The 25,175-nt window shown below is 67.8% G+C and carries 26 protein-coding genes; 12 read left to right on the top strand and 14 right to left on the bottom strand.

Annotated features, from left to right (window positions below):
* Positions 1–68: 68 nt before the first annotated feature.
* A complete protein-coding gene (locus ACZYYX_RS01030; RefSeq protein WP_463812546.1) occupies positions 69–854 on the top strand; it encodes a hypothetical protein in 786 nt (261 codons plus the stop codon).
* Positions 855–907: 53 nt separating this feature from the next.
* Positions 908–1,921 (top strand): S1C family serine protease, encoded by a 1,014-nt coding sequence (locus ACZYYX_RS01035; protein WP_463812547.1) that lies wholly within the window; start codon positions 908–910, stop codon positions 1,919–1,921.
* A 4-nt stretch (positions 1,922–1,925) separates the two neighbouring features.
* On the opposite strand, the gene ACZYYX_RS01040 is transcribed toward ACZYYX_RS01035, so the two are convergent.
* Genes ACZYYX_RS01040 through ACZYYX_RS01055 form a run of 4 tightly spaced genes read right to left on the bottom strand, consistent with a single transcriptional unit; the run spans position 1,926 to position 4,439 of the window.
* Positions 1,926–2,678, bottom strand: a complete 753-nt coding sequence (locus ACZYYX_RS01040) for a thioesterase II family protein (RefSeq protein ID WP_463812548.1) — start codon at positions 2,676–2,678, stop codon at positions 1,926–1,928.
* Complete coding sequence (locus ACZYYX_RS01045; protein WP_463812549.1) at positions 2,675–3,184, bottom strand: hypothetical protein; 510 nt, start codon at positions 3,182–3,184, stop codon at positions 2,675–2,677. The genes ACZYYX_RS01040 and ACZYYX_RS01045 overlap by 4 nt, the downstream gene beginning before the upstream one ends.
* A 50-nt stretch (positions 3,185–3,234) precedes the next feature.
* A complete protein-coding gene (locus tag ACZYYX_RS01050) occupies positions 3,235–3,531 on the bottom strand; it encodes a DUF4873 domain-containing protein (RefSeq protein ID WP_463812550.1) in 297 nt (98 codons plus the stop codon).
* Positions 3,528–4,439: an AurF N-oxygenase family protein gene (locus tag ACZYYX_RS01055; protein WP_463812551.1), complete on the bottom strand. Its 912-nt coding sequence runs from the start codon at positions 4,437–4,439 to the stop codon at positions 3,528–3,530. The genes ACZYYX_RS01050 and ACZYYX_RS01055 overlap by 4 nt, the downstream gene beginning before the upstream one ends.
* Positions 4,440–4,555: 116 nt before the next feature.
* On the opposite strand from ACZYYX_RS01055, the gene ACZYYX_RS01060 reads away from it, so the two are divergent.
* Positions 4,556–5,740: a PucR family transcriptional regulator gene (locus tag ACZYYX_RS01060; protein WP_463812552.1), complete on the top strand. Its 1,185-nt coding sequence runs from the start codon at positions 4,556–4,558 to the stop codon at positions 5,738–5,740.
* Here ACZYYX_RS01060 and ACZYYX_RS01065 read toward each other — a convergent pair.
* The gene (locus ACZYYX_RS01065) at positions 5,733–6,287 is read right to left on the bottom strand and encodes a TetR/AcrR family transcriptional regulator (RefSeq protein WP_463812553.1); all 555 of its coding nucleotides are present in this window, start codon (positions 6,285–6,287) and stop codon (positions 5,733–5,735) included. The two genes, ACZYYX_RS01060 and ACZYYX_RS01065, sit on opposite strands and share 8 nt — an antisense overlap.
* 105 nt (positions 6,288–6,392) lie before the next feature.
* On the opposite strand from ACZYYX_RS01065, the gene ACZYYX_RS01070 reads away from it, so the two are divergent.
* From ACZYYX_RS01070 to ACZYYX_RS01080, 3 genes are read left to right on the top strand one after another with little or no spacing between them, the layout of a single operon-like run.
* On the top strand, positions 6,393–7,316 hold the full coding sequence (locus ACZYYX_RS01070; RefSeq protein WP_463812554.1) for an alpha/beta hydrolase: 924 nt from the start codon (positions 6,393–6,395) through the stop codon (positions 7,314–7,316).
* Positions 7,313–8,818 carry a flavin-containing monooxygenase gene (locus ACZYYX_RS01075; RefSeq protein ID WP_463812555.1) on the top strand — a complete coding sequence of 502 codons (1,506 nt, stop codon included), beginning with the start codon at positions 7,313–7,315 and terminating at the stop codon, positions 8,816–8,818. The genes ACZYYX_RS01070 and ACZYYX_RS01075 overlap by 4 nt, the downstream gene beginning before the upstream one ends.
* A 33-nt stretch (positions 8,819–8,851) precedes the next feature.
* Positions 8,852–9,643, top strand: a complete 792-nt coding sequence (locus ACZYYX_RS01080; protein ID WP_463812556.1) for an SDR family NAD(P)-dependent oxidoreductase — start codon at positions 8,852–8,854, stop codon at positions 9,641–9,643.
* A gap of 27 nt (positions 9,644–9,670) precedes the next feature.
* Here the strand turns inward: ACZYYX_RS01080 and ligD are convergent, their stop codons facing one another.
* From ligD to ACZYYX_RS01105, 5 genes are read right to left on the bottom strand one after another with little or no spacing between them, the layout of a single operon-like run.
* Positions 9,671–10,723 (bottom strand): non-homologous end-joining DNA ligase, encoded by a 1,053-nt coding sequence (ligD, locus tag ACZYYX_RS01085; protein ID WP_463812557.1) that lies wholly within the window; start codon positions 10,721–10,723, stop codon positions 9,671–9,673.
* Positions 10,723–11,760, bottom strand: a complete 1,038-nt coding sequence (locus ACZYYX_RS01090) for an ATP-dependent DNA ligase (RefSeq protein ID WP_463814751.1) — start codon at positions 11,758–11,760, stop codon at positions 10,723–10,725. Before ACZYYX_RS01090 ends, ligD begins: the two co-directional genes overlap by 1 nt.
* 51 nt (positions 11,761–11,811) lie before the next feature.
* Entirely contained in the window at positions 11,812–12,138 is a 327-nt protein-coding gene (locus ACZYYX_RS01095) for a hypothetical protein (RefSeq protein ID WP_463812558.1), read from the bottom strand.
* Positions 12,139–12,153: 15 nt separating this feature from the next.
* Entirely contained in the window at positions 12,154–12,930 is a 777-nt protein-coding gene (locus ACZYYX_RS01100) for a Fic/DOC family protein (RefSeq protein WP_463812559.1), read from the bottom strand.
* Positions 12,930–13,922, bottom strand: a complete 993-nt coding sequence (locus tag ACZYYX_RS01105) for a putative nucleotidyltransferase substrate binding domain-containing protein (protein ID WP_463812560.1) — start codon at positions 13,920–13,922, stop codon at positions 12,930–12,932. The genes ACZYYX_RS01100 and ACZYYX_RS01105 overlap by 1 nt, the downstream gene beginning before the upstream one ends.
* Before the next feature lie 121 nt (positions 13,923–14,043).
* On the opposite strand from ACZYYX_RS01105, the gene ACZYYX_RS01110 reads away from it, so the two are divergent.
* Positions 14,044–15,576, top strand: coding sequence for an amino acid permease (locus ACZYYX_RS01110; RefSeq protein WP_463812561.1), 1,533 nt, complete (start codon positions 14,044–14,046; stop codon positions 15,574–15,576).
* A 9-nt stretch (positions 15,577–15,585) separates the two neighbouring features.
* Here the strand turns inward: ACZYYX_RS01110 and ACZYYX_RS01115 are convergent, their stop codons facing one another.
* A complete protein-coding gene (locus tag ACZYYX_RS01115; RefSeq protein ID WP_463812562.1) occupies positions 15,586–16,263 on the bottom strand; it encodes a TetR/AcrR family transcriptional regulator in 678 nt (225 codons plus the stop codon).
* Positions 16,264–16,359: 96 nt separating this feature from the next.
* Between ACZYYX_RS01115 and ACZYYX_RS01120 the strand changes: the two genes are divergently transcribed.
* The 5 genes from ACZYYX_RS01120 (at position 16,360) to ACZYYX_RS01140 (ending at position 20,846) form a co-directional block, all read left to right on the top strand.
* A complete protein-coding gene (locus tag ACZYYX_RS01120; protein WP_463812563.1) occupies positions 16,360–17,196 on the top strand; it encodes an oxidoreductase in 837 nt (278 codons plus the stop codon).
* Positions 17,193–17,909: an MBL fold metallo-hydrolase gene (locus ACZYYX_RS01125; RefSeq protein WP_463812564.1), complete on the top strand. Its 717-nt coding sequence runs from the start codon at positions 17,193–17,195 to the stop codon at positions 17,907–17,909. The genes ACZYYX_RS01120 and ACZYYX_RS01125 overlap by 4 nt, the downstream gene beginning before the upstream one ends.
* 178 nt (positions 17,910–18,087) lie before the next feature.
* Complete coding sequence (locus tag ACZYYX_RS01130) at positions 18,088–19,170, top strand: ATP-dependent DNA ligase (RefSeq protein WP_463812565.1); 1,083 nt, start codon at positions 18,088–18,090, stop codon at positions 19,168–19,170.
* A gap of 48 nt (positions 19,171–19,218) precedes the next feature.
* Complete coding sequence (locus ACZYYX_RS01135) at positions 19,219–20,091, top strand: LLM class F420-dependent oxidoreductase (protein WP_463812566.1); 873 nt, start codon at positions 19,219–19,221, stop codon at positions 20,089–20,091.
* 113 nt (positions 20,092–20,204) lie between these two features.
* On the top strand, positions 20,205–20,846 hold the full coding sequence (locus ACZYYX_RS01140) for an MBL fold metallo-hydrolase (RefSeq protein WP_463812567.1): 642 nt from the start codon (positions 20,205–20,207) through the stop codon (positions 20,844–20,846).
* A 31-nt stretch (positions 20,847–20,877) separates the two neighbouring features.
* On the opposite strand, the gene ACZYYX_RS01145 is transcribed toward ACZYYX_RS01140, so the two are convergent.
* The 3 genes from ACZYYX_RS01145 to ACZYYX_RS01155 are packed head-to-tail and all read right to left on the bottom strand — an operon-like array spanning position 20,878 to position 25,174.
* Positions 20,878–22,611 (bottom strand): diol dehydratase reactivase ATPase-like domain-containing protein, encoded by a 1,734-nt coding sequence (locus tag ACZYYX_RS01145; RefSeq protein WP_463812568.1) that lies wholly within the window; start codon positions 22,609–22,611, stop codon positions 20,878–20,880.
* On the bottom strand, positions 22,608–22,937 hold the full coding sequence (locus ACZYYX_RS01150) for a diol dehydratase small subunit (RefSeq protein ID WP_463812569.1): 330 nt from the start codon (positions 22,935–22,937) through the stop codon (positions 22,608–22,610). Before ACZYYX_RS01150 ends, ACZYYX_RS01145 begins: the two co-directional genes overlap by 4 nt.
* Positions 22,934–25,174, bottom strand: coding sequence for a propanediol/glycerol family dehydratase large subunit (locus ACZYYX_RS01155; protein ID WP_463812570.1), 2,241 nt, complete (start codon positions 25,172–25,174; stop codon positions 22,934–22,936). Before ACZYYX_RS01155 ends, ACZYYX_RS01150 begins: the two co-directional genes overlap by 4 nt.
* Position 25,175 lies beyond the last annotated feature (1 nt).

Here is a 25,175-nt window from a genome sequence, read left to right on the forward strand (position 1 = left end):
TCGTCCGGGGTGCGATCGACCGGTTCACCCACGTCGTCGCACCCCGGGCACCACGATCGAGGAGGAGTATGGGCCGCACCGTCGCGGTGGTCTGGCACGTGTCGTTCGCCGTTGCCGCAGGTGTCCTCTACTACTTTTTCGTCCTCCCCCGCACGTTCGAACTGCTCGGCGACACCTCGCACACGTTGGGCACCGCGCTGCGGATCGTCACCGGCGCACTGATCGGCTTGGCCGCGCTCCCCGTCGTGTTCACGCTGCAGCGCACCCGCCGGCCGGAATTCGGCGTGCCCCACGCGGCGCTGCGGCTGCGCACCGCCTCGATCGTGCTGCACGTGCTGGCCGCGGCACTGATCATCGGGGCAGCGATCGCCGAGATCTGGATCTCGCTCGACAGCGCCGGACAGTGGTTGTTCGGCATCTACGGCGCCGCCGCGGCGGTCGCCCTCCTTGGATTCCTGGCGTTCTACCTGGCCTTCGTCGCCGAGCTGCCGCCTCCGCCGCCCAAACCGGTGAAGGTCAAGCAGCGCACGTCGCGACGGGGCCGCAAGGCCGACACGACTGGCGACAACGACGACGAGAGCGAAGAGAGCGAAGAGAGCGAAGAGAGCGACGAGAGCACGGACAGTGCCGACGCCGCGGCCGGTGACGTAGAGAACGCGGCGGATGACGCCGCCGAGACGGATGACGAAACGACGAAGGAGCCCGCCCCGGTCGCCGAGGCGGAACCTGCTGACGATTCCGACACGGACGACTCCGAGGCCGCCGGCAAGCTCCAGAACAAGCGCCCGAGCGGCAAAGGGACCCTGCTCAGCAAGCGTCGCCGTACCCGCGGTTCTGTGGCGGTCGAGGACTGAGCAAGCACGATCTCGTTCGACAGCAGCTCGTCCGACGGCCACTATTGACTGTTATGGGTTCCTTTCCCCGGCTGAGGTTCGCCCTGGCCGCAGTGACCGCAGTGCTGGCGTTTGTCGCCCCCGTGGCGCCGGCTGCCGCCGCCCCCACTGATCTCGTCGCAGTCTCGACGCAGGTCGAGCCGTCGGTGGTGCGGATCGACACGCAGGTCAACTATCAGGGCGTCATCGGCGCAGGTACCGGCTTCGTGATCGACCCGGGTGGTCAGGTGCTGACCAACTTCCATGTCGTCCAGGGCGCAGACAGCATCACCGGCACCGTCAACGGGCGCGCCTACCCCGCCACCCTGGTCGGCTATGACCGCAAGCGCGACGTCGCCGTCCTGCAGCTGCAGGGTGCCGGCGGGCTCCCCCCGGCCCGCATCGGTGACTCCAACGTCCTGGTGCCCGGCGAACCCGTCGTCGCGCTCGGCAACGCCTCGGGCACGCAGGCCCCACTGACCCGTGAGACCGGCACGTTCACCGCGTTCGGTCAGACCGTGAACGCCGAGGACAGCCTGACCGGCTCCAGCGAAGAGATCACCGGCCTGATCGAGTTCGCCGCGCCGGTGCGCGCAGGTGATTCTGGCGGTCCCGTCGTCAACGGAGACGGCGAGGTCGTCGGTATCACGACGGCCGCCTCGGTGAACTTCCGGATGGGACCGGGCGGAAAAGGTTTCGCGATCCCGATCAACGACGCGATGTCGATCGCCAACCAGATCCGCGCCGGGGCTGCCTCCGACAGCGTGCACATCGGACCGCCGGTCCTGCTGGGCGTCGGTATCCGCGCCGCGGACAGCGGCGAATCGGGCGTCGTCATCCAGGAGGTGCTGCGCGGCGGCCCCGCCGAGCAGGCCGGGCTGGCCGACGGCGACCTGTTGATCTCCGTCGACGGGGTGCGGCTCGACTCGTCGAAGTCGCTGCCGGCGCTGCTCGACCGGCACTACCCGGGCGACGTCGTCGACCTCACCTGGATCGATCGCAGCGGCGGGACGCGCACCGGCAAGGCGGTCCTCACCCCGGGTTCGTGACCGGTCAGCCCGGGAGCCCCCGCAACGTTGCAGCGATGACGTCGATCACCTGCTGCGGCTGCTTCTCCAGATAGAAGTGCCCGCCGGAGAAGGTGTGCACGGACCCGCCTGCTGAGGTGTGCTCGTGCCACGCTGAGGCGTCGGCCACGCTGGTCTTGGGGTCATCGGTCGCCGTCATCACGACCACGGGAGCGTGGACGCCGATGTCGGTGCCACGGTGGTAGGCCTGCAGGGCGCGGTAGTCGTTGCGGAACGCCGGCAGGAACGTCTCGAGCATCTCCTGGTTCTCCAGCACCCGCGGATCGGTGCCGCCGAGTTGACGCATCACGTCCACCAGCTCGCGGTCGTCCTTGTGATCCCGTTCGTCGCCGTAGCGGCTGGGGGCGCGTGAGCCGGAGGCGAAAATCGTCACTGGTGTGCGGCCCTGCGCGGCCTCCAGCCTGCGGGTCACCTCGAAGGCAAGGACGGCGCCCATGCTGTGCCCGAAGAACGCGACCGGCCCGGCGGGCACCGCGGCGAGTTCGGCGGTGATCTGGTCGGCCAGCTCGTCGATGGTCTCGACGAACGGCTCCTTGTAGCGGTCCTGGCGCCCCGGGTACTGCACGGCGAAGACGTCGAACTCCGGGGAGAGTGCCCGTGACAGCGGGAAGTAGTAGCTGGCCGACCCGCCCGCGTGTGGGAAGCACACCAGACGAAGCGGCGCAGCCGGCGCCGGGTTGAAGTTGCGGATCCAGGGGCTCCGCTGCGGTTCGGTCACGGCTGCGGCGCCGTCGGTGCGGGTGGCGGCGGTGGTGGCGGCGCACCGGGTGGCGGCGGAGCAGGCGGTGGCTCCTCGACGACGCGCAGCACGTTCACCGACAGGCGCGCCCCCGGCGGCCCCTCGATCTGGACGTCTTTGAAGATCTCCGCCTTCTCGCCCTGCACGGTGAACCTGCCCGGCTGTGGCGCGTTGCCGCCCGTGACCTCGTACTCGACGGCGAACGGCGTCTCCGGGAAAGGATGCAGGCCAACGTATTTGGGCTCGATCGTGTAGGTGTACACGCACGGGCCGTTCGGCTGGCAGGCCTGGTTGGTCACCGTGACTCCGATCAGGAACTCCTTGACCGTGGGCACCGACGGCGGTGGCGGCTCGGGCGGTGTCCGGCGCGGCACCGCGGACTGCTGATCGTCGGACCTGGCGACCAGCACGAGCGACGCGATGCCGACGCCGCTGGCGAGCACCCCGAAGATCGCCAGCGCGGCGAGGAGTTTGCGGAAGGTCACCTGGGCAGGGTAGCGACTGCGGTCACGCCGCGACGCGATTCCCCTGTCGGTCAGGGCGCGAAGGGCGGCCGGCCGACACCGCTGATCATCAGGTGTCCACCCGCGGTCCGCTCCACGAGCCGAGCGGCGACATCGACGTCGGCTACGCACAGGCGTGCCGCCGCGCTGCCAGACCGCACCTCCGGCGGGGCGTCGTACACGGTGCCCTGCCAGTGGTAATGCCCGTCGAAGGGGTTGATGGAGCCGGTCAACCGCACTCGTACGGGATGACGGACGTCGCCGACGACCAGGCTGGCCGGTCCGGCGTAGCCCGGCCTTCCGTCCTGCCCCTCACCGAGGTCGATCACAGGAAGTGCCTCCGCTTCCACATCCGGCGCGCCAGCGGCCCCATCAGGCCGACATCGTCGAGGAATTCGCCCAGCGATGCGAAACCCGTTCGCTGCACGGCGTGGAAGTTCTTGTTGGCGCGTGCTTGCCGCTGCGCTTCGGCGGCGTCGAGTCCTACGCGCTGGTACAGGCCGCGTCGGGTGAAGTTCTGGAAGTAGAGCCGAGCGCCGAGGCCGTGCAGATTGGCCAACAGCCAGCGCAAGCGCGGCGACAGCGTGGCCACGTCGCGCCGGATGCCGTCGCGGGCGAACTGGATGTGGCGGGCCTCTTCGGTGACGTGGATGCGCATCACGCGTTGCACCAGTAGCTGCACGTCCTGCCCGTCCTCGAGGATCCTGCGTTGCAGCGCATCGAAGATCTCTTCGCCGACCAGCGCTGCGATCCACAGCATCGGGCCCCGGAACACGAAGGCCATGGCGTTCACCCGGCGCGCTGCGTTCCCTGTCGGCCAGAAAGGCTCGACGCCCAGCCGCTCGATGGCTCTGCCGAACATCAGCATGTGGCGCGCTTCGTCGCCCAGTTCCGTCAGCTCGTAGAACGTGGTGTGGGCCGTCGGTGAGGAGTGGATCATCCCTCGCAGCAACGACTGGTTGAGCATGTTCTCGAACCAGATTCCCATCGACAGGTAGTTGACGAACTCTTGCCGGGACAATTCGATCCGCTGCTGATCGGACATCTGCTCCCAGAGCGGCGTGCCCCAGAGCGACGACATGTGCGGTGGGACGAAGTACTTGTCGTCGGCCAGCGGGGCGTCCCAGTCGATGTCGACGACGGGTTCGTAGGACTTCTTGGCCGAGCCCTTGAGCAGCCGCAGCGAGATGTCCTCCCGGCTGGTGCCGCTACCGGGCATGGTCGAGGAGATGGTCATGGCCCCATTCTTCTTCACCTCTGTGGTCAACTTCTCGCCCTGAACGGCCAATTCTTTGCGCTAAAACTGTCGCTGGCGGCCAGTTCGCGGTTCTTCGAACCCGTACAGTCGGCCTCATGCCTGAGCTGCCGATCCCGGGAACGCGAATCGTCGGGCTGCCTCCGCACACACTGGCGGCGATGCGGGCGGGATTGCCGGCTCTCATCGACCGCATGGTGCTGGCCGTCATCGCCGAGGTCCCTGAGCTCGCGACCGCTGCCGAGGACTCGTGGCGTCCGGTCATCACCGCCTCGGCCGACCAGCTGTTGGGCGCCCTGCTCGACCAGTTGCACGCGTCGACCGAACCGCTCACGGCTGTGCCCATGCAGGACGTGCTGGACACCGCGTACCGCTTCGGTCGGCGTGAAGCCCGTAACGGCCGACCCACCGAGGTACAACTGGCGGCCTATCGTGTCGGCGCGCGCGAACTCTGGCGCGACTGGAGCTCTGTGGCCGTCCGTGACGACATCGACCGGGACCAGATCAGCGCGTTCGCCGAGATGTTCTTCGCCTACTTGGACCAGATCTCCGCGGCCGGGGTGGCGGGTTACGCCGAGGAGCAGGCGAGGTCGGGATTGGACCGTGAGCGGCACCGTGAGCGACTGGTTCGCGTGTTGTTGAACGGGGCACCGGCCGACGAGGTGGAACGTGCCGCGGCCGAGGCGAACTGGACCGCCCCGCGCACGCTCACCGCGGTGGTCCTGGCGAGCCGACGGCACACCCCGATCTCATCCGACTCCCGCACGCTCAACGTGCCCGACGATGCCGTCGAGGTGGCCCCGGGGCAGCGCGTCGTCCTGGTGTGCGACGTCGGTGGCTCAGCACGTCCGCCGTTCCTCGTGTCGCTGGAATCCACGAATGCCGTCGTGGGGCCGGCGGCGTCGTGGCAGGCGGCGCGGACGTCGGTTCGGCGGGCGGTGCGGGCCGCGGCGCAGCGCGGGCCGAACGCAGCCGGCGTCCTCGACACCGACGAGTTCCTCCCGGAGTTGGTCGTCGGCGCGGACGCCGACGCGCTCGCCGATCTACGTGACCGAGTGTTGTCTCCGTTGGCGGGGCTGCCCGATCGGACGCGGGAGCGGCTCGTCGAGACGCTGCGGTCCTGGTTGTTGCATCACGGCCGCCGTGACGACGTGGCAGCCGACCTGTTCGTGTCGCCGTCGACGATCCGCTATCGGCTGCGGCAGCTACGGGACGCCTACGGCGAGAGGCTCCAGGACCCGCGGTCGATCGCCGAACTCACTGTCGCCCTTGCGGTTACGTGATCACCTCTGGCCGGTGTGTGGTCCAGCGCGAAGCCAGGGCGTCGATGATGGCCCGCTGCTGACCTTCGTCGTGGTGGTGCATGAGAAGCCCTTCGACCGTGAAGACGCCGATCGCGACTTCGGCGTCGGGCGCGGGAACTCCGGCGGCCTGGAGTTCGAACTGAAGCAGGCTGCCGGTGATCGCATGGAAGTTCTGATGCCATTCGGCAATGGCCCCGGAGTGCTCGACGCGGGCATGCACCGTCGTGACGAGACGGCTCATCTCGGTGAGCTTGCCGACGATCCATAGCAGCCGTTCCGCGATCGGCTGACTTGCGATTGCCTCGTACTGCGGCCACACGTCGGCCATGACCGCGTCGAGCACCGCGATCAACACGTCGTCTTTGTCACCGAAGTACCAGTAAATGGTGTTGGGCGCGACGCCGGCTTCCTTGGCCAGGCGGCTCATCGAGGTCGCGTCGTAACCCGCGTCGATGAACAGTCGCCGTGCTGCTGCAACGATTTCGGCACGCTTCTCTTCGGCGGCCTGCGGGCGCTTCTGCGCCATCACGTCCTCCTGGGTGCCGTCTACGTCACACCGTGTTGAATGCCATTCAACACGGTGCTACGTTTTGTTGAACGCCATTCAAGATACCCGACGGAGGGCAGATTGATGACCCCACGACCCAGCTACGACCGGCATGACGTCACTTTCACGTCCGAGGGAACAACCTGCGCGGCGTGGCTCTACCGGCCCGACGGCGTCAAGAATCCGCCTATCGTCGTGCTGGCCCACGGCTTCGCCGCCTTCCGCGAACTGCGTCTGGACGCCTATGCCGCACGATTCGCCCAGGCGGGCTACGCGGCCCTGGTGTTCGATTACCGGCACTGGGGAGCCAGCGACGGGCAGCCCCGTCGAATCCTGGACATCGCAAAACAGCAGACGGACTGGCGCGCCGCCATCGCCTACGCGCGCAGCCTGGACGGTGTCGACACCTCTCGGGTCGTGGGGTGGGGTTCCTCTTTCGGTGGCGGCCACGTGCTCACATTGGCCGCCGCTGACCACGAATTCGCAGCCGTCGTCGTCCAGGTGCCGCACGTCTCCGGTCCGGCGTCCGCGTTCTCACAATCACCGAAACTGGTCGCGAGGCTGGTCTCGGCTGGTTTGCGCGACCAGATCGGCGCATGGCTGGGGCGCCCGCCCTACCGGACAGCGGCCATCGGTTACCCCGGCGACGTGGCGATGATGACCTCCCCCGGGGCCGCCGAATTGGTCGAACGGATGGCCGGGGAGAAGCGCGAGGAACTACTCGCAGAAAACGACGTGGCTGCGCGCCTCGCTCTGCAGGTGCCGCTGTACTCGCCGGGCCGTCACGCCGCCAAAATCACCGCACCGACGCTGGTGCAGTTGGCCATCAAGGACGACGTCACCCCCTACGCGAAGGCTCAAAGGATCGTGGCGCGCATCCCCCGCGGGGAGGTGAAGTCCTACGACATCTCACACTTCGAGCCCTATCTGGATCCGCACTTCGAGCAGATCGTCACCGATCAGATCGACTTCTTGGACCGACACGTCGGCGGTGGTGGTACTCGATGAGCGCACCGTCACCGACGACCTCTGCCCTTCCGCCATCGGTGCACACGCTGGTCGTTGGCGCGGGATTCGCCGGAATGGCCGCCGCCGCGGCGGTATTGCGCGCCGAACCCGGAGCCGACCTACTGATCATCGAGCGGGCCGACGAGGTCGGCGGCACGTGGCGTGACAACACCTACCCCGGGTGTGCTTGCGACGTACCGACATCGCTGTACTCGTTCTCCTTCGCACCGAGCGCGAAGTGGAGTCACACCTTCGCCCGCCAACCCGAGATTCACCGCTATCTCATCACGGTGGCCGACCAGACGGGACTGCGGCGTCACCTGGTCACAGGATGCGAATTGCTCGGTGCATCCTGGGATGCGCAGCGGCAGTGCTGGAGAGTCCGCACCTCCCTGGGCAATCTGACCGCGACGGTACTGGTCGCGGCTACTGGCGCGCTGTCCACCCCGAAGCTGCCAAACGTGCCGGGACTGAACGACTTCGGTGGCATCGTGTTTCACTCCGCCACCTGGAAACACGACCACGACCTGACGGGCAAGCGAGTCGCCGTCATCGGCACCGGTGCCTCAGCGGTGCAGTTCGTACCCGAAATTGCAGACCGGACCTCTCATCTGACGGTGTTCCAACGCACCCCTGCCTGGGTGATGCCCCGTCTGGATCGCACGCTGGGCCGCCTCGAGAAGGCTCTGTATCGCCGAATTCCGCTTGTGCAGAGGCTGGTTCGCGGGATGGTCTATGGCTACCGCGAAATCTACCTCGCAGCACTGGCGCACCTGACCTGGCTGCTCCCTCTGGTCGAACTCGTCGCGAAGGCTCAGCTGCGCCGCCAGGTGCCCGACGCGGAGTTACGCGCGGCGTTGACGCCTAGTTTCCGCATCGGATGCAAGCGGATCCTGCTCACCAATGACTGGCTACCCACGCTCTCCCGCGACGACGTCGAGGTGGTCACCACTGCCCTGGCCGAGATCACCCATACCGGCGTTCGCGACGGCAGTGGCAGGCATCACGACGTCGACACCATCATCTTCGCCACCGGGTTCACCCCCACCGAGCCGCCGGTGGCGCACCTACTGACCGGCGCCGACGGCGCCACCCTGGCCGCGCACTGGGCAGGCAGCCCGAATGCGCACCTGGGCATGACAGTTGCGGGCTTCCCGAACCTGTTCGTGATGTACGGACCCAACACCAACCTGGGTCACAGCTCGATCGTGTACATGCTCGAATCCCAAGCCGCCTACCTCGCCGCCGCGCTGGCAACGATGCGCCGCGAGGGTTTTGCGTCGGTCGATGTCCGTCCTGAAGCGCAAGCAGCACATAATGATTGGGTCGACGACGCACTCAAGGAAACCGTGTGGAACTCCGGGGGGTGCTCGAGCTGGTATCTGGACTCCCGCGGCCGCAATTCAACGATGTGGCCGACCTTCACCTTCCGGTTCCGCTCCCGCACCAGGACCTTCGACGTGCAGAACTACCTCACCCACACGCGTCAGACCGCCGCGTGACACCCACACGAGTCAACCTGAAAGGGGATGTTCATGATTGATCCGCAACGGGCCGCACTGATCACCGGAGCGTCCGCCGGCATCGGCGCCGCGTTCGCCCGCCACCTCGCCGCCCGAGGCTACGACGTCCTGCTCGTCGCGCGCCGTGCCGAGCGCCTCGAAGAACTCGCCGCCGACCTACACCGAACACACGGTCGGCGCTGCGAGGTCCTCGCCGCAGACCTCAACGACCCCACCACGCCGGCAGCCATCATCGAACACGCCACCAACATCGACATGCCCATCGATGTGCTCATCAACAACGCCGGACTGTCCGCGAGCACGAAATTCTCGCAGAACCCCTGGGAATCGGTCGCCGCCGAACTCCAATTGATGGTCACCGCCACAACCGAACTCGCTCACCGCGTGGTCCCGAACATGAAGCAGCACCGCTGGGGCCGCATCATCAACCTGTCCTCCCTGGCCGCCATGGGGCCGCCCGGAGAAGGTCTGCTCTACACCGGCATCAAGGCCTACGTACTCCACATGTCCCAGTCACTCGACATGGAACTCAAGCCGCACGGAATCCACGTCACCGCACTCTGCCCCGGCTTCACCCACAGTGAGTTCCACGATGTCATGGGCGCCCGCGACGCGGCCGACCGCCTCCCCGGCCTACTCTGGCAAAACCCAGAAGACGTCGTGCGCGAGGGATACGACGCGGTCATGGCCGGCAAGCCCATCTGTATTCCGGGCACGGTGAACAAGCTCACCGCGGCGGCCGTACGCCCACTGCCGCAACGCCTTCAATACGTACTGGGTCGAGATCTCAACCCCTTCAAATAGATGCCGCGGTCGCAGTCCCGTCTCGTGCTAGTCCCGCGTGACCGGGTTGCCTTCGTCATCCCAGTGCGCGGCCACTTTCTTGCTCGGCTGCACGCGCGGCGGTTCGCCCGGCATCTTGGGATAACTGGGCGGATAGGGCAGATCGCCGAGCCCGCGCTCCTCGTCGGCGGCCACCATCTCCAGCAGGGTGTCGATGCGGTGGGCTGTCGCGTCGATGTCGGCCCACGGATCGGGCCGGCCCGCGACGAAGTCGGGCACGGTGAGCATCGTGTAGTCGTCGGGGTCTGCGGTGCGCAGCTCATCCCACGTCAGCGGCGTCGACACCGTCGCGATCGGCGTCTTGCGCACCGAATACGGCGAGGCGAACGTGCGATCGCGGGCGTTCTGGTTGTAGTCGATGAACAACCGCTCTCCACGCTCCTCCTTCCACCACGACGTCGTCACCGCGTCCGGCGCCCGCCGCTCGACTTCGCGGGCCAGCGCGATCCCGGCGCGGCGGACCGCGATGAAATCCCACTCGGGCGCGATGCGCAGGAACACGTGCACGCCGCGTCCGCCCGAGGTCTTGGGGTAGCCCACCAGCCCGAGCTCGTCGAGCAGCGGCTTGAGGACGTCGACCGCGACGGTGCGGGCCTCGACGAACCCGGTGCCCGGTTGCGGGTCCAGGTCGATGCGCAACTCGTCGGGATGTTCGGTGTCGGGGCAACGCACCTGCCACGGATGCAGCGTCACCGAACCCATCTGGGCGGCCCACGCGATCGCCGACGGGTGGGTGATCTTCAACGCGTCGGCGGTGCGGCCGGACGGGAAGGTGACCGTGCAGGTCTCGAGGTAGTCGGGATGCTTCTGCGGTACGCGTTTCTGGTAGATCTCCTCGCCGTCGATACCGTCGGGGAACCGCTGCAGGTGCACCGGGCGGTCCCGCAGCAGCGCGACCATCCGATCGGCCACCGACAGGTAGTAGTCGACGAGTTTGCCCTTGGTGCCGTCGGCGCCCAGCTGCGGGAAGTAGGGCTTGTCCGGGTTGGTCAGCCGGACCTTCACCCCGTCGACGTCGAGTTCGGTTGCAGGACTGGGCATCAGGACTCCAGAACGTCGTAGAGATCGTAGGTCGCCGGCACGTCGAGCTGGTCGAACGTACAGCTGGCGGGGTCACGGTCGGGCCGCCACCGGCGGAACGAGACGGCGTGGCGGAAGCGGTCCCCTTCCATCTGGTCGTAGGCGACCTCGCAGACCCGCTCGGGCCGCACCGGTATCCAGCGCTTGTCGGCTGCGGAGTTCCACCGGCTGGGCTCCCCGTCGCGGACGTCGTCGCCGATGCGCAGCGGCTCGAGGTCGGCCAGCAGCGACAGCCGCGCCTTCGCGGTGAACGAGGCGGCCCCGCCCACCATGTGCAACGAGCCGTCCTCGCGGTGGAGACCGAGCAGGATCGAGCCGATTCCCTCCCCGCTCTTGTGAATTCGGTAGCCGATGGCCACGCAGTCGGCGTCGCGGGCATGCTTGACCTTCACCATGTCGCGCTTGCCCGGGAGATAGACGCCGTCGAGTCGCTTGGCGATCACCCCATCCAGCCCCGCGCCTTCGAAGTCCTGCAACCACCGGGTGCCCAGCTCGGGATCCTCGGTGGTCCGGGTGACGTGGCACCACTGCTTCTCGTTGACCGCGTCGATCAGGGCTTCTCGCCGGGTGCGGAACGGCTCCTTCAGCAGCGAGGTGTCACCAACGGCGAGGGCGTCGAAACCGATGAAGTGCGCCGGCGTCTGCTCCGAGAGCATCCGGACCCGGGAGTCTGCGGGATGGATGCGCTGACTCAGCGACTCCCAGTCCAGCCGCACCCGCCCGTCGACGTCGCGGGGCACGACGATCTCCCCGTCGAGCACGCAGCGCGGCGCCAGTTCGTCGCGCACGGCGTCGAGCACCTCCGGAAAGTAGCGGGCCAGATCCTTGCCGCTGCGCGACAGCAGCACCACCTCGTCGCCGTCGCGGAACACCAACGCCCGGAATCCGTCCCACTTCGGCTCATAGGACCACACGCCGACTTCGGCGGGAACCGCCTTCTGCGCCTTGGCGAGCATCGGCTCCAGCGGCGGCATCACGGGCAGGTCCATGGCATCCATACTCACGTAGACCCGAGTACCCAGACAATGTCATCGCTGTCGTCATCGCGCTCAGTTACCGATGCCGACTCCGATGCCGCCCGGGCCGCCCTCGATCCAGACGCCGCCGTCGTCGTGATCGTTGGGACAAGACACGTCGACGTACACCGTCGTGAACGTCTCCGGCGGCGGGCCGGTGAGGTCTGGATTGTGAACGCCCAGCGAGCGGCACTCCGACAGCGGTCGGCTACTGATGCCGCTCACCCAGTTGATCGCGACGTCGTAGCCCTGATCCTCGAGTTCGTCGATGACGGCCGCCGCAGACCCCGATTGCGGCTGAGCCGCGCAGGGGGCCGCGAGCGCAACGACTACCGGCACGCACAGCGCGATTCGCAGCATGCCGTCATCATGCGCTCATCGCACGGCCCGATTCAGCAGATACAGGAACGGCCGGTGACTCGCCTGGCCGTCGCGGCGCAGCGGCATGCTGTCGATCGCCGCGGCGTACCAGTCAGCGCGCTCGATCCCGGTGAAGTCGAGGTGCCGGCCACAGCGCGTCGCAATACCCAGGAGGAACAGGGCGCCGGCCCGTCCATTGCCCTCGCGGAAGGGGTGAATCTGGTTGTAGTCGGCGTAGATTCGCGCAAGCTCGTAGGCCATCCGCGGCGCATCGTGATCTTCGCCGGTCAACTGCTGCGCTCGTGCGTGCACCGCCGCCATCGCATCGTCGATCGACGACACCGAGCCGAACGAGTGCTTTCCTCGGCGTATTTCGACGGTTCGGTAGCGTCCCGCCCAGGCGTACACCCCGCCGAACAGGTGCCGATGGATATCGCGGACGTCGAGAGGGTCTGCACCGGGCTGTCGGCAGAGCCACTCCACCATCCGCGCCGCGGACGTCATGTACTCCAGGTCGGCGAGGACCTCGGCAGTGGTCACCCCGAATTCGTTGCGCAGCAACTGCGTTCCCGGGATCAGGTAGGGCGCGGGCCGTCCGACGCGCCACCGGCGGCGCTGCGGAACAGGCGGTGGGTGACGATTCCGGTAGGCGGCCAGATGGTCGTCGCAGTTGAGGTCGCCCCGCACGATGGCGGTGAGCGCGTCGAGGTGCTCGGTGTCGGGGCGCCATCCCTCGATACGGTGCACGGCCACCGTCGTCGCGACGATGTGCTCTTCGGGGTCCACCGGCATCAGGTGTCGGCGAACGCCGAGATCGAGGACAGGTACGACAGTTTGCGCATCACCCCGGACACGTCGCGGGCGACGCTGCGCAGCCCGGCGCGATCCTGTGGGGAGAGATCCCCCAGCGCGACAACATCGCGGCTACGCACATCCGCTACGCGTCCCTGCCATCGGAAGCGCGTCAACCATCGGTGGCATTCGTCCAGCGTCGCGGCGTCATCGTCGTCCAACACCCCGCCGGCGGCCCCGTCGGCCAACCTCTGCCGGGTGGGCAGCGCCGTCGAGCCGACCGACAGCGCCGCCCAGCGGGCGATCTTGACCACCGGATCCAGCACCGCGCGCTTGACGTCGACGGAGTCCCCGGCGCTGACGAACACGCGCAACCGCGACGGAACGGTCGCGCGCACCGCGGTGGCGTCGTGCAGCATCGCCTGGCGGACCGCGTAGTGTCGGCCCGCCGCCGCACGCGCCGACACCCGCAGCGTGTCCTCCGCTCCTGACAGGGCGGACGCGTCGGCCATCAACCCCGTCATCACCACCCCCCGGTCACGCTCGGGCTCACTGGCCCACCGTTCGATGCCCTCGACCCAGCTGCGCTGCCTCCGGCAGAACCGCGCCCGGCTGGCCAGGACGCCGTTGGCGTCGCCGGAGACACCGCAGCGCTCCAGCAGCGCGTGCACCTGGGCCGCACGCGCCAACAGGTCGGTCTTGGCGGTGTCGCCGATCCCGTCGCCGAGGATCACCATCGTCTCGACATCGGACCCCGGGACGGCCTCGCCACGCGCCACGCTGCCCGAGACGAACCACGTCCAGTCCGCCGGTTCCACCAGGCGCACCCCCGCGGCCACGGCGTGGCGCAGGACCGCCGACCACGCCTGCGACTGTTCGGGCCGTCGGGTCAGGCTGGTCGCCGCACGGGTGATCTCGGCACGCAGGCCCGCCTCGTCGGCGCAGCCGTCGAGCGCGGCGACGCTCTGCGCGAGATCATGAGCGTGCGGCATGGAGTCGATTGTGACCTGTCCAGGCTCCGGTCACACAGCCGTGACATAACCGAAACGGCCAGCACACGAAGACTTTGTACGTTTCTGTCGCACGACAGGAATGTCTCATGTCAGGAGCGCCATGACCGCCGGCTACGACCCCGCCATCTCCTCCGCGGAGGACGCCTCCACGCTGGAGGACCTCGGCTACACCCAGGAACTGCACCGCGGCATCGGCGGCTACGCCTCGTTCGCCAGCGGCTTCTCCTTCGTGTCGATCCTGACCACCGTGTTCGCGTTCTTCCCGCTCGGCTTTGCGCTCGGCGGCCCGGCCTTCTTCTTCACCTGGCCCATCGTGTTCATCTGCCAGTTCTGCGTCTGCCTGGTGTTCGCCGAACTGTCCGGCAAGTTCCCGGTCGCGGGTGCGATCTACCAGTGGTCCCGCCGGCTCGCCGGCAACGCGATCGGTTGGTTCGCCGGGTGGTTCATGCTGATCGGCTACATCGTGTCGATCGCGGCGCTGGCGATCGCGATGCAGACGGTGCTGCCGCCCATCTGGAGCGGTTTCCAGGTGGTGGGTTCCGATATGGATCCGCTGTCGGTCGACGGCGCCACCAACGGCATCATCCTGGGCGCGGTCACGATCGTGCTGTGCACGATCATCAGCGCCGCGGGCGTGCGCTTCATGGCCCGCATCACCGTCACCGGGGTGACGCTGGAGATCATCGGCGTCGTCCTGATCATCGGCGCGATGTTCCTGACCGCCGAGCGCGGCCCGGTGCAGGCCGTCGCCGACACCGGCGGCCACGGCAGCGGCGTGGCCTACCTGCCGGCGTTCCTCGCCTCGATGTTGATGGCCGCCTACGTGATGTACGGATTCGACAGTGCCGCAGAGCTTTCCGAGGAGACCCGCGACCCGCGTCGCACCGCGCCGAAGGCGATCGTCATGGCCCTGCTCGTGTCCTTCGTCGGCGGAGGCCTGATGATCCTGGCCGCGCTGATGTCGGCGCCCGAACTCGGTGACGACCTGGCCCACGGCGGTATGGCGTGGGTGATCGAGAGCCAGCTCGACACGTGGCTCGGCAAGACGCTGCTGGGCCTGGTTGCCGTCGCAATCTTCTCGGCGACGCTCGCCATCCAGGCCTCGGCGTCCCGCGTGATGTTCTCGATGGCCCGTGACAACCGGCTGCCCCTCGGCTCGTTCCTCGCCCGGGTCAACAAGCGGACCGGAACCCCGGTGATCACCGGCATCTCGGTCAGCGCGCTGGCCATCCTCGTCCTGCTGGTCAACCTCGGTCAGGCCAGCGTGTTCGCCGCCATCGCGTCGGTGTCGGTCGTCATCGTCTACCTCGCCTACCTGATGGTCACCGTCCCCGCACTGGTGCACCGGCTGCGCGGGACGAGCCTGTCGCACGGCAAGCCGATCATGGACCTGGGTCGCTGGGGCATTCCGGTCAACCTGATCGCCGTCGTGATGGGCGGCCTGCTGGTGGTCAACATCGGCTGGCCACGGCAGGAGGTCTACAACCCCGCCGGCGACTCGCTCTTCCTGCAGTACTTCGCGCTCATCTTCGTCGTGCTGACGCTGATCGTCGGGTACGTCGCGTTCCGGGTGGTGCGCGGGCGCGACGGCGCACCGGATCCCGTCGACGCGCTGGTGGGGCGCAAGGGCTGAGGCCGCGCGCTACGTCCCGGCCGCTATCGCGAGCAGCCCGGTGAGGTAGGTGAAAATCATGTGGTCAAGGGATTCGGCGAATCCCTCGACCGTGGCCAGCGCTGGTTCGTCGCGATAGACCGCCGCCATCGCCGGAGACGGGTGGCTGTGTGTCCACATCGCTCCGACCAGGACGATGGTGGTGAACGCCGCATCGTGCCCTGACTCGGCGTCGAGTTCGGGTAGGACGTCGACGATCAAGGCAGCCAGCCCGTCGAGGGCCTCGAGCGCTCCGCGCTTGTAGCGAAGAGCCACCTCTTCGGAGACGTTGTGTTCGAGCACGGAGGTCTCTGCGCTGAGCAAGTCGCACAGCACCCGGTGCTCGGTGAACAAGGCCGCGAAGATCTGCGCGAGCGTGTGCGCTCTCTCCGGGGCGTTTCCGTCCCGCGAAAGGTGCTGTTCCACTTGGGCTGTCGCCTCGACCAACCATTCAGCCGACATGCGGGACAGCAGGTCGAGAAGGATTGCCTCACGTGACTCGAAGTAGCGCATGACATTTGACTTGGCGAGTCCCACCCGGCGCGCCAAGCCGTTCATGGTCACCTGACTGACGGGCATCTCGGTGAGCATCTGATGCGCGGTGCCCAGGATCGCTTCTCGTCTGGCCTCGCGTTGCTCGGCACTGCGCGCTCGTTGAAACGTCTGCACGCGACGACAGCCTAGCCACCCGGTTGACAAAGGACCAGCGGTCTCTTACGTTCCAAATACAACAGACCGGCGGTTCCTTAAGAAGGGAAATGAGACATGGCAGCGAAAGTGGCGCTCGTAACGGGGGGATCCTCGGGAATCGGCGCGGAAACAGCCACCGCCTTGAACAAGGCCGGCTTCACCGTTTACGCCGCCGCCCGTCGCACAGGACACATGGCGAGGCTCAGTGCCTCCGGCATCAAGACAATCCCGCTCGATGTCACCGACGATGCGTCCGTCACTGCAGCGGTCGCGCAGATCATCGACACCGAGGGTCGTATCGATGCGCTCGTCAACAACGCCGGCTACGGCTCCTACGGCGCACTCGAAGACACCCCGCTGTCGGAAGCTCAGGCTCAGTTCGATGTCAATGTGTTCGGCCTGGCTCGCCTCACCCAGCTGGTCCTGCCGCACATGCGCGCCCAGGGGAGCGGCACCATCGTCAATGTCAGCTCCATGGGTGGCCGCCTCGCGACCCCACTGGGCTGCTGGTATCACGCCAGCAAGTACGCCGTCGAAGGACTGAGCGACGCGCTGCGACTCGAGGCGGAACCATTGGGCATCCACGTCGTCCTCATCGAACCGGGTTCCATCCAGACCGACTGGGGCGCCGTCGCTGCGGACAAGCTCGTCGCCACCTCGGGTTCCGGACCGTACGAACGGCAAGCCAACGCCGTCGCAGACCGACTTCGAGCCAGCTCACAACCCGGCGCGAGCTTGACGTCGCCGCCCTCTGTCATCGCCACAGCAATCACCAGGGCATGCACAGCCCGACGTCCCAAGACCCGCTATGTCGTCGGCGCCGGCGCCCGCCCCCTGATTGCGTTGAGCCGCCTTCTGCCCAACCGCACATTCGACGCCCTCATGCGGCGCGTCATCAACATGCCGACGTGAAGGTCCACCATCTCAACTGCGGCACGATGCGGCCGCCTGCGACGCCCGGCGGGTTGGTGTCGCACGTCCTGCTCGCCGAAACCGACACGGGTCTCGTCCTGGTCGATTCGGGACTAGGGCTGCGCGACGCCGAAGCGCCATCGCCGCGTTTCGGCGCCGCCCGTCACTACTTCCGGCCGACCTTCGACAGGGAAGAGGCGGCGATCAACCACGTTCGGCGGCTTGGCTTCAAGCCAGCCGACGTTCGCCACATCGTGCTCACCCACTTCGACGCCGATCACACCGGTGGCCTCGCCGATTTCCCCTGGGCCCGTGTCCACGTCACGAACGGCGAAGCTCTTGCGGTGCAGCGCCCGCAGACGTTGATGGAGAGAACGCGGTATCGGCCCACACAGCGCGCACACCAGCCCGCAATCGTCGAACACCATCCCTCGACGAGCGAACCGTGGCACGGGTTTCCGGCTGCGAAAGAGTTGACCGACGTTGCCCCGGGTCTCGTGATGATCAGCCTTCCCGGACACAGCCGCGGCCACGCCGCAGTCGCCGTGGACACGGGTCAGCGGTGGGTCCTTCACGCGGGAGACGCCTTCTATCATCACGGCCAGCTCGACGGATCCCGATCGGCACCGATTGCCCTCACGGTCTTCGAACGCCTCATCGCCCATGACTGGAAGAAAGTTCAGGAGAACCATCGGCGGCTACGCGAACTGTGACTGGCGGACGACCCCGGCATCCTCCTCGTCAACGCCCACGATCCGCTCTTACTGTCTCAGGCGCGCTCAGACGATCGACAACTGTAGCTCCGATTCCGAACGGCGCGCCGTTGACTGGAGTCGCTTAACCAAGGGAGTGGGCCCACACCGCGGCTGGATCGCCGCCAACAATAGGGTGATGGACCTGCCCGTGATGCCGCCCGTCTCGCCGATGCTGGCCAAGTCGGTCGCCGAGATGCCGCCCGGCGCCTGGTACGAGCCGAAGTGGGACGGGTTTCGTTCGATCCTGTTCCGCGACGGCGACGACGTCGAACTGGGCAGCCGCAACGAACGGCCGATGACGCGGTATTTCCCGGAGATCGCCGACGCCGCGCGGGCCGAACTACCGCCGCGCTGCGTGATCGACGGCGAGATCGTCATAGCGACGGGACACGGCCTCGATTTCGAGGCCCTCCAGTTGCGGCTGCACCCGGCCGCCTCGCGGGTTCGGATGCTGGCTGATCAGACGCCCGCCGCGTTCATCGCGTTCGACGTGCTGGCGTTGGATGACGAGGACCTGACGGGACGACCGTTCTCCGACCGCAGAGCCGTGCTCGTCGACGCGCTGGCCGGGGCGGGACCGGTGTTTCACGTGACACCGGCGACGACCGATCTGGCCACCGCCCAGCGCTGGTTCTCGGTGTTCGAGGGCGCCGGTCTTGACGGCGTGATCGCCAAACCGGCGGAGGTCACCTACCAGCCCGACAAACGCGTGATGTTCAAGATCAAGCACCAGCGCACGGCGGACTGCGTGGTCGCCGGGTACCGGTTGCACAAGTCGGGACCGGATGCGATCGGCTCACTCCTGCTGGGCCTGTACGCCGACGACGGATCGCTGGCGTCTGTCGGCGTCATCGGCGCGTTCCCCATGGCACGCCGGCGTGCGCTGTTCGCCGAACTGCAGCCGCTGGTGACGACGTTCGACGAACACCCGTGGAATTGGGCGGCGCACGTCGACCCCGATGTGGTGCGCCGCTACGGCGGCGGGTCGCGGTGGAATGCGGGCAAGGATCTGTCGTTCGTGCCGCTACGGCCGGAGCGAGTCGTCGAAGTGCGCTACGACCACATGGAGGGCACGCGTTTCCGGCACACCGCACAGTTCAACCGGTGGCGGCCCGACCGCGAGCCACGCTCGTGCACCTTCGACCAGATCGACCGGCCGGTGACGTTCCGCCTCGACGACATCGTGCCCGGGCTTGGCCGTCCGGAGCCCCGCAACTAAGTTTCTGCCAAGCGGAATGCACGCCCCGGATAGCGACTTTAAGCAAGCATGGACCTAGGCCTCAGCATTCCGATCCTCGACATCGACGGCGGCACCACAGCCATCGGACCCGAACTCGCCCGCGCCGGCGCAGCAGCAGAGAACGCCGGCGCGACCTCACTGTGGTTCATGGACCACTACTTCCAGATCGAGCCGACCGGCCTGCCCGCGGAGGCCAACATGCTCGAGGGCTACACGCTTCTCGGCTTCCTCGCGGGCCAGACCTCCCGCATCGACCTCGGCCTGCTCGTCACCGGCGTGACCTACCGCCACCCCGGGCTACTCGCGAAGACCGTCACGACCGTCGACGTGCTCTCCGGCGGCCGCGCGGTGTTCGGCATCGGAGCGGCCTGGTTCGAGCGTGAGCACCTCGGCCTCGGGGTTCCGTACCCGCCGCTGGCTGAGCGTTTCGAGCGGCTCGAAGAGACCATCCAGATCTGCAACCAGATGTGGGACCCGAACAACAACGGCGAGTACCACGGCAAGCACTACCACCTGCAGGAGACGCTGTGTAACCCGCAGCCGATCAACAAGCCCAAGGTGCTCATCGGCGGCAGCGGCGAGCGCAAGACCCTGCGGTTGGTGGCCAAGTACGGCGATGCCTGCAACCTCTTCGGCACCTCACCCGACGAGGTCGCACACAAGCTGCGGGTGCTGCGCGGGCACTGCGACGACGTCGGTACCGACTACGACGCCATCCGCAAGACCATCATGGTCAACGATCTGAGCCCGGCGCCCGAGACCCGCGACGAGTTCGTCCGCGCCATGGGCGATTACGCCAAGCTGGGTGTCGACGAGGCGATCGTTTTCCCGCCCAACGGTTCTCCGGCAGCGTGGATCGACAGCATCGCCCCTACGGTCAAGCAACTCGCCGAGCTCTAGACCCCCCGCGAGCAGACGCGAACTCGCGTGTTTCCGCGGCGATTCACGCTAGTTCGCGTCTGCTCGCCAGGAGTACTTGACCTCAATGGGTGTTGAGGTTGCAGCCTGAGAGCATGCATCAGGTACTCAACGATCTCTACGAAACCCGCACCGACTCACCGTTTCCCGGGCTGACCACCCACGCCTATCTGTGGACACCGGCCAACATCCTGTTCTACTCACCGGCGACCGACGCCGACTTCGACGGACTCGACGCACTTGGCGGCGTGCGCCACCACTACCTCAGCCACCGGGACGAGGCCGGCCCGATGCTCGCCCGCATCGCCGAGCGGTTCGGGTCCACACTGCACGCGCCGGCCGGCGATCTCGCTCAGATCACCAGGCACCACCATGTCGACGTGCCGGTGACAGGCCGCTACACCGACGCCAACGGCATCGAGATCATCCCCACCCCGGGCCATTCGCCGGGCAGCGTCTGCTATCTGGTTCGCGGCGCCGAGGGCCGCTACCTCTTCACCGGCGACACGCTGTTCCACATCGACGGTGAATGGCGCGGCGGCTACATCGACAGCTTCCACACGCCCGCCGATGCTGCCACGATCGCCGAGAGCCTTCGCGTTCTCGTCGAGATCACTCCGGATGTGGTGATCTCCAGCGCCTTCGACGGTGACGCGGTCCACCGCATCGACCCCGCACACTGGCGCGGCCACATCGCCCACGCGATCGCAGGACTGCCGCTTCCTGCGCGGCGCTGATCACCGACGAGCAGACGCAAACTCGCGAGTTTCAGCGGCGATTCGCGCGAGTTCGCGTCTGGTCGGCGTAGAGGGCGACCAGGCCGCGGGCGACGGCGAAGCGCGGACCGTGCACACCGTCGATGTGTGCTCGGCCCACCACGACCCGGTCGGGTCGCAGCGCCTCGGCGACCGTGCGCATCAACTCGTCGTCGAGCGCACCGCCCCCGGCCAGCACCAGCGCGCGCGGCGGCTCGTCGAACGCGGTCAGGCACCGCGCGATGTTGGCCGCGACGGTCTCCTGCTTGACCGCGAGCCTCAGGCTGCGCCATTCCTCGGCGGCCAGGCGATTCGAGAACGGCACCAGGCCCGCACTGCCCCTCGTGCACAACCGACCGATCGCGTCCGAGGATGCGGGGGCGTCGAGGAACACTCGCCTGCCGTCCTCCTCGTGTGCGACGTGCGGACCTTCGACTCGCACCGCGGGGGTGCGTTTGACCGATTCGGCGAGTGCCTGCGGGATACCGAGCACCGCAGCGATCGCCACGGTGATCGACTCTCCCGCACCCGCGGCCACCACGGTCGAGCCGGCGCCGATGAGATCGACTGTGCCGCCCCCGATATCGCACACCATCGCCTCCGGCGGGAAGCCCGGCGTGGTGCGTGCCCCCCACGCCGCAGCCTCGGGCTCCGAGGCCAACGTCTGGGCAGGACGGCCGGTCAGCTCGCTCAGGTGAGCGGCGGCGTCGGCCGCTTCCTCGGCAGCCAGCAACGCGACGACGGTCCCGTGGGCGTCGACGACGCCGCGCCGCAGCCACGCCCCGTTGTCGATCGTCGCCAGGTCGGTGAAGAACGCATCGTGTACGGCCAGCCCGCGTGCGGTTGACGGAACAGACTGCAGCCGAACCTTTTTCACCGAGCCAGGCACCGAGCGACGCAGCACCGCATGCGCCTCCGCGGGCGTGTACCGCACCACTCCCCCGTCGACACGGATCTCCACGTAGTCATCGTCTTCGGCGGGCGGGGTCGGTGGTTCGGTGCGCGCGGTGACGGCGATCGCCGCCGCATCGGCCAGCTCCCGACAGAACTCGGCGACATCGGGCAGACACTCCACGTCCAATCCCAACGCCGCCGAAAGCGCGATCGGGTCGGCCATCGCCCGGTAGGCACGTCCCTGTTCGACCACCTCGACCGCGATCAGCGCACCGGGTGCCAGTCCGTCGAGCTCGCACTCGTCGACGACCGGCACGGCGACCGGGATTCGGTTGCGGATGAGCACGGCGTCGTCCTGTGCGGCCACCACCCCGACGATGCGCCAGCCGCGAGCCACCCCCGCGCCGATCTCCCGCGCGGCCACCTCGAAATCGGTGACCGCGTCGACTGACACGATCACCGGTCGTGGCACCGGTTCGGAACCCAGGTCGGTCAGCCGAACATGGTGCCCCACCGCATGTCCCGCGCCGGCAGGGGTGCTGGCGTCCGGGCGGCGCAGGCTGCGCACCGGTGCGGCCGGTGAGTAGGCCGGCGGGATCGGCGCGGTCGCGGTGTCGACCGGGCGCAGCGCGGAGAGCAGCAGTTCGTCGGCGCTGACGCCGGCGTCCACCTCGAGTTTGTGCAGCAGGGCGGCGGCGCCCTGCAGCGAATCGTGGCTGCCCTTGCGACCGCGGGTGGGAGCCTGGCCGTGCGCGAGTGTGGTGACACGACCCTCGGCGCCGCTGTCCACCCGTGCCAGCACGATCTCGGTGGTGTGGTTGCCGATGTCGATCCCGGCGACCGTGCGGGTCAACGCAGCAGGCCGCGGCGAGCGTAGGCGGCGGCGGCCTGTTCGACGAGCGCGGCGCACCGCGGCGCTCCCCGCTCGATCAGGGACGCGCACAGTTGGTCAAGCTCGTCGGCCGTCGAGCGGTGCGGACGCAGCGCCTCGTAGAGCGCCATCACGTCCTCGTCATCGATCGTCGCCAATTCCGCTGCCCGCAGGAAGTTCTCGGCGAGCTGTGGGTTGCCGCCCCGTTCGGCCACGGCGGCCTGGTGAGCCAACGCCGCAGGGTCCATCCGCAGATCGCCCAGACCCAGCTTGCCACCGACAGCGTTCTCGACGGTGATGTCGCTCATGGCCGGTCCACCTTCACCGTGACGGGGGCTACCCCCGGCTCGCATGCCTCACGTTCCAGCGCCACCAACGCCACCGCCCGGGCGTGATAGCGCGCGGAGATGGATTCGTCGGTGCCGCCGGTGAAGATCGGCACGGGCGCCATGCCTTTCGCGTGCCGGGCGGCGTTGCGGCCCAGTTCCCGGTACATCTTGGCGGTCAGCAGTGGCGCCACGCTGAACAGTTCCAGGTTCGCCAGCGGCGCAAGGTCGCGGCGGTGGATCAGCGCTGTTCCCTTGCCCTGCAGGCCGATTCCGATTCCGGAACCGGAGAGCCGGGCCGCGGTCAGGCCGATCAGGCCGACGTCGATGGTGGAGCGAATCTGCACGGTGCGCGCCACACAGCCTTCCTCTTCCAGCCCCGCCGACAGCTGCCGAAGCACCTCACCGATCGTCAACCCGCACAGGCTCAACCACACACTGTGGCCCCAGGCCGGGGACAGGCCGATACACACCTCGCGCGGATCGCTGCCCTGGCGGGCGGGTTCGACGTCGACGACGGTGACGTGGCCGCGGTGCTCTTCCTGGTCGGCGGTCAGCTCTGCGCTGGTGCGGGCCTGCCGGATCGCGTCGATCTCGGCGCGTCGCGCCTCGGTGAGCGCGTAACCCGTTGCCGGGCCGGTGTAGTCGTTCGGATCGGTCAGCTTGGACAGCACACAGAACTGCTCGTCGAAGATCGCCGAGGTCTGCAGTTGGTCACCCTTGAGGCGCTCTCGGGTCAGGGTGGTGATGGCCTCGGCCTCGTCGGTGAAGCCGGTGCGATGCAGCGAGGCGATGACGTCGAAAACCGTGAGCTGCCTGGCCTCGATCGACGCCGCGGCCTCGGCCACCATCTTGGGGTGCCCGGGGGGCAGGTCGCGGGACCCGTTGGCCGCCACCACCTGGTCGACGCGCGCGTCGTCGTAGTCGGCCAGGCCGAGGTCCCGGTAGACCGCCTGCACGGCCTTGGCCGCCCGACGGCGCACCGCCTCGAGACGCTCGGGTGCGACGGTGCGCAACCCGCCGTCGGCGCCCCAGTCACGCTGGAGCACCAGGAAGTCGTCCATGTCGTCGGAGTTGAAGTTCGACAGCGCAAAAGCATTGTCGTAGCGCGGAATCGACCCGAACCCCGAGAAGATGAAATCGGCGCCGGCGAGCAGCACCGGCAGCGTGTGCGCGCTGCGGCGGATGTCCGACTCGGAGATCAGGTTGTCGTTGCCCGCGCACGACTCCAGGTCCCGCATCATCACCATCAGGTTCTCGGCGAGCAGTTCCTTCATGCCCTCGGGCACGGACGCGACCACACCGACACCGTCGATGCCGCCGTTCTGCACACCCTGGGAACCGAGCGCTCGAGCGAGGGATACGCAGCGCGATTCCAGGTAGAGGATCGAGCACTGCTCTGCCGCGCCCATCAGGACCTCGGCGCCGCCGCCGCTGGTGACGCGCATCTTCAAGCCGCGCGATGCGTACGCCGACGTGAGGATCGCCTTGCTGAACGGGGTGTCGTCACCGTCGACGAAGACCTGCTCGGTGCCGTAGATCGAGATGGTCTCGGCGTAGCTGGTCAGCCCGCGCAGGCCCAGCCGCAGTTCCAACGCCTCTTCGATCGAGCACTGCGCCATCGCCCCCGGCGTGCCGACCTGCGAACCGATCAGCAGCGCAACCGCATTCGAGGGCGCATCGCCGAGCACCGGGACCGTGGTCTCGACTTCCCGAAAACCGTAGGCGACGGCGCTGGCGGCGTCGGCGGCGATCAACAGCGGGTCGTCGAGCTGGTTGGTCACGTGCGCCTGATTGCTCGGAGTCCGACGGGCGCGCATCTTGGCCATGGCCATCTGCATCTCGACCGGGGACATCAGCGCGATGACGCGCGCGAGCTTGGCCGGGGTGGTGCCGCCGATCAGCCGCACCACCTCGGCGCGGGGGACGTTGATGTCCACCGCCATCCGGGCCAGCGTCACATCGTCGAGCGCCATCGCCTCGTGCGCGACCGAAAGGTCGATGCCGTAGCGGGCGATGAACTCGTCGATCACGTCGAACTCGCTGGCGCCTTTGCCATCGAGCTCGGCGACCTCCCCGTCCCGAATGGTCAGGGACGGGGAGGGGTCATGGGGGCTGCTCATCGCGGCCAGACCGAGCCGGGCGTCCGGGACGCTGAACCCGTCGAGATTGACGGGCTTTGCGTTCAGTACCCGGAACCGGCCCAACTCGTCTGCCACC

It is taken from the genome of Mycobacterium sp. IDUB_1 (genome assembly GCF_055419625.1).

Bases quoted from the DNA above. Each gene is read 5' to 3' on its own strand.
- ACZYYX_RS01080 (WP_463812556.1), top strand. From the start codon at position 8,852: ATGATTGATCCGCAACGGGCCGCACTGATCACCGGAGCGTCCGCCGGC.
- ACZYYX_RS01100 (WP_463812559.1), bottom strand. From the start codon at position 12,930: ATGCCGGTGGACCCCGAAGAGCACATCGTCGCGACGACGGTGGCCGTG.
- ACZYYX_RS01140 (WP_463812567.1), top strand. From the start codon at position 20,205: ATGCATCAGGTACTCAACGATCTCTACGAAACCCGCACCGACTCACCG.
- ACZYYX_RS01055 (WP_463812551.1), bottom strand. From the start codon at position 4,439: ATGACCATCTCCTCGACCATGCCCGGTAGCGGCACCAGCCGGGAGGAC.
- ACZYYX_RS01120 (WP_463812563.1), top strand. From the start codon at position 16,360: ATGGCAGCGAAAGTGGCGCTCGTAACGGGGGGATCCTCGGGAATCGGC.
- ligD (WP_463812557.1), bottom strand. From the start codon at position 10,723: ATGCCCAGTCCTGCAACCGAACTCGACGTCGACGGGGTGAAGGTCCGG.
- ACZYYX_RS01130 (WP_463812565.1), top strand. From the start codon at position 18,088: ATGGACCTGCCCGTGATGCCGCCCGTCTCGCCGATGCTGGCCAAGTCG.
- ACZYYX_RS01105 (WP_463812560.1), bottom strand. From the start codon at position 13,922: ATGCCGCACGCTCATGATCTCGCGCAGAGCGTCGCCGCGCTCGACGGC.
- ACZYYX_RS01075 (WP_463812555.1), top strand. From the start codon at position 7,313: ATGAGCGCACCGTCACCGACGACCTCTGCCCTTCCGCCATCGGTGCAC.
- ACZYYX_RS01095 (WP_463812558.1), bottom strand. From the start codon at position 12,138: ATGCTGCGAATCGCGCTGTGCGTGCCGGTAGTCGTTGCGCTCGCGGCC.
- ACZYYX_RS01065 (WP_463812553.1), bottom strand. From the start codon at position 6,287: ATGGCGCAGAAGCGCCCGCAGGCCGCCGAAGAGAAGCGTGCCGAAATC.
- ACZYYX_RS01135 (WP_463812566.1), top strand. From the start codon at position 19,219: ATGGACCTAGGCCTCAGCATTCCGATCCTCGACATCGACGGCGGCACC.
- ACZYYX_RS01090 (WP_463814751.1), bottom strand. From the start codon at position 11,760: ATGGATGCCATGGACCTGCCCGTGATGCCGCCGCTGGAGCCGATGCTC.
- ACZYYX_RS01150 (WP_463812569.1), bottom strand. From the start codon at position 22,937: ATGAGCGACATCACCGTCGAGAACGCTGTCGGTGGCAAGCTGGGTCTG.
- ACZYYX_RS01030 (WP_463812546.1), top strand. From the start codon at position 69: ATGGGCCGCACCGTCGCGGTGGTCTGGCACGTGTCGTTCGCCGTTGCC.
- ACZYYX_RS01060 (WP_463812552.1), top strand. From the start codon at position 4,556: ATGCCTGAGCTGCCGATCCCGGGAACGCGAATCGTCGGGCTGCCTCCG.
- ACZYYX_RS01070 (WP_463812554.1), top strand. From the start codon at position 6,393: ATGACCCCACGACCCAGCTACGACCGGCATGACGTCACTTTCACGTCC.
- ACZYYX_RS01035 (WP_463812547.1), top strand. From the start codon at position 908: ATGGGTTCCTTTCCCCGGCTGAGGTTCGCCCTGGCCGCAGTGACCGCA.
- ACZYYX_RS01110 (WP_463812561.1), top strand. From the start codon at position 14,044: ATGACCGCCGGCTACGACCCCGCCATCTCCTCCGCGGAGGACGCCTCC.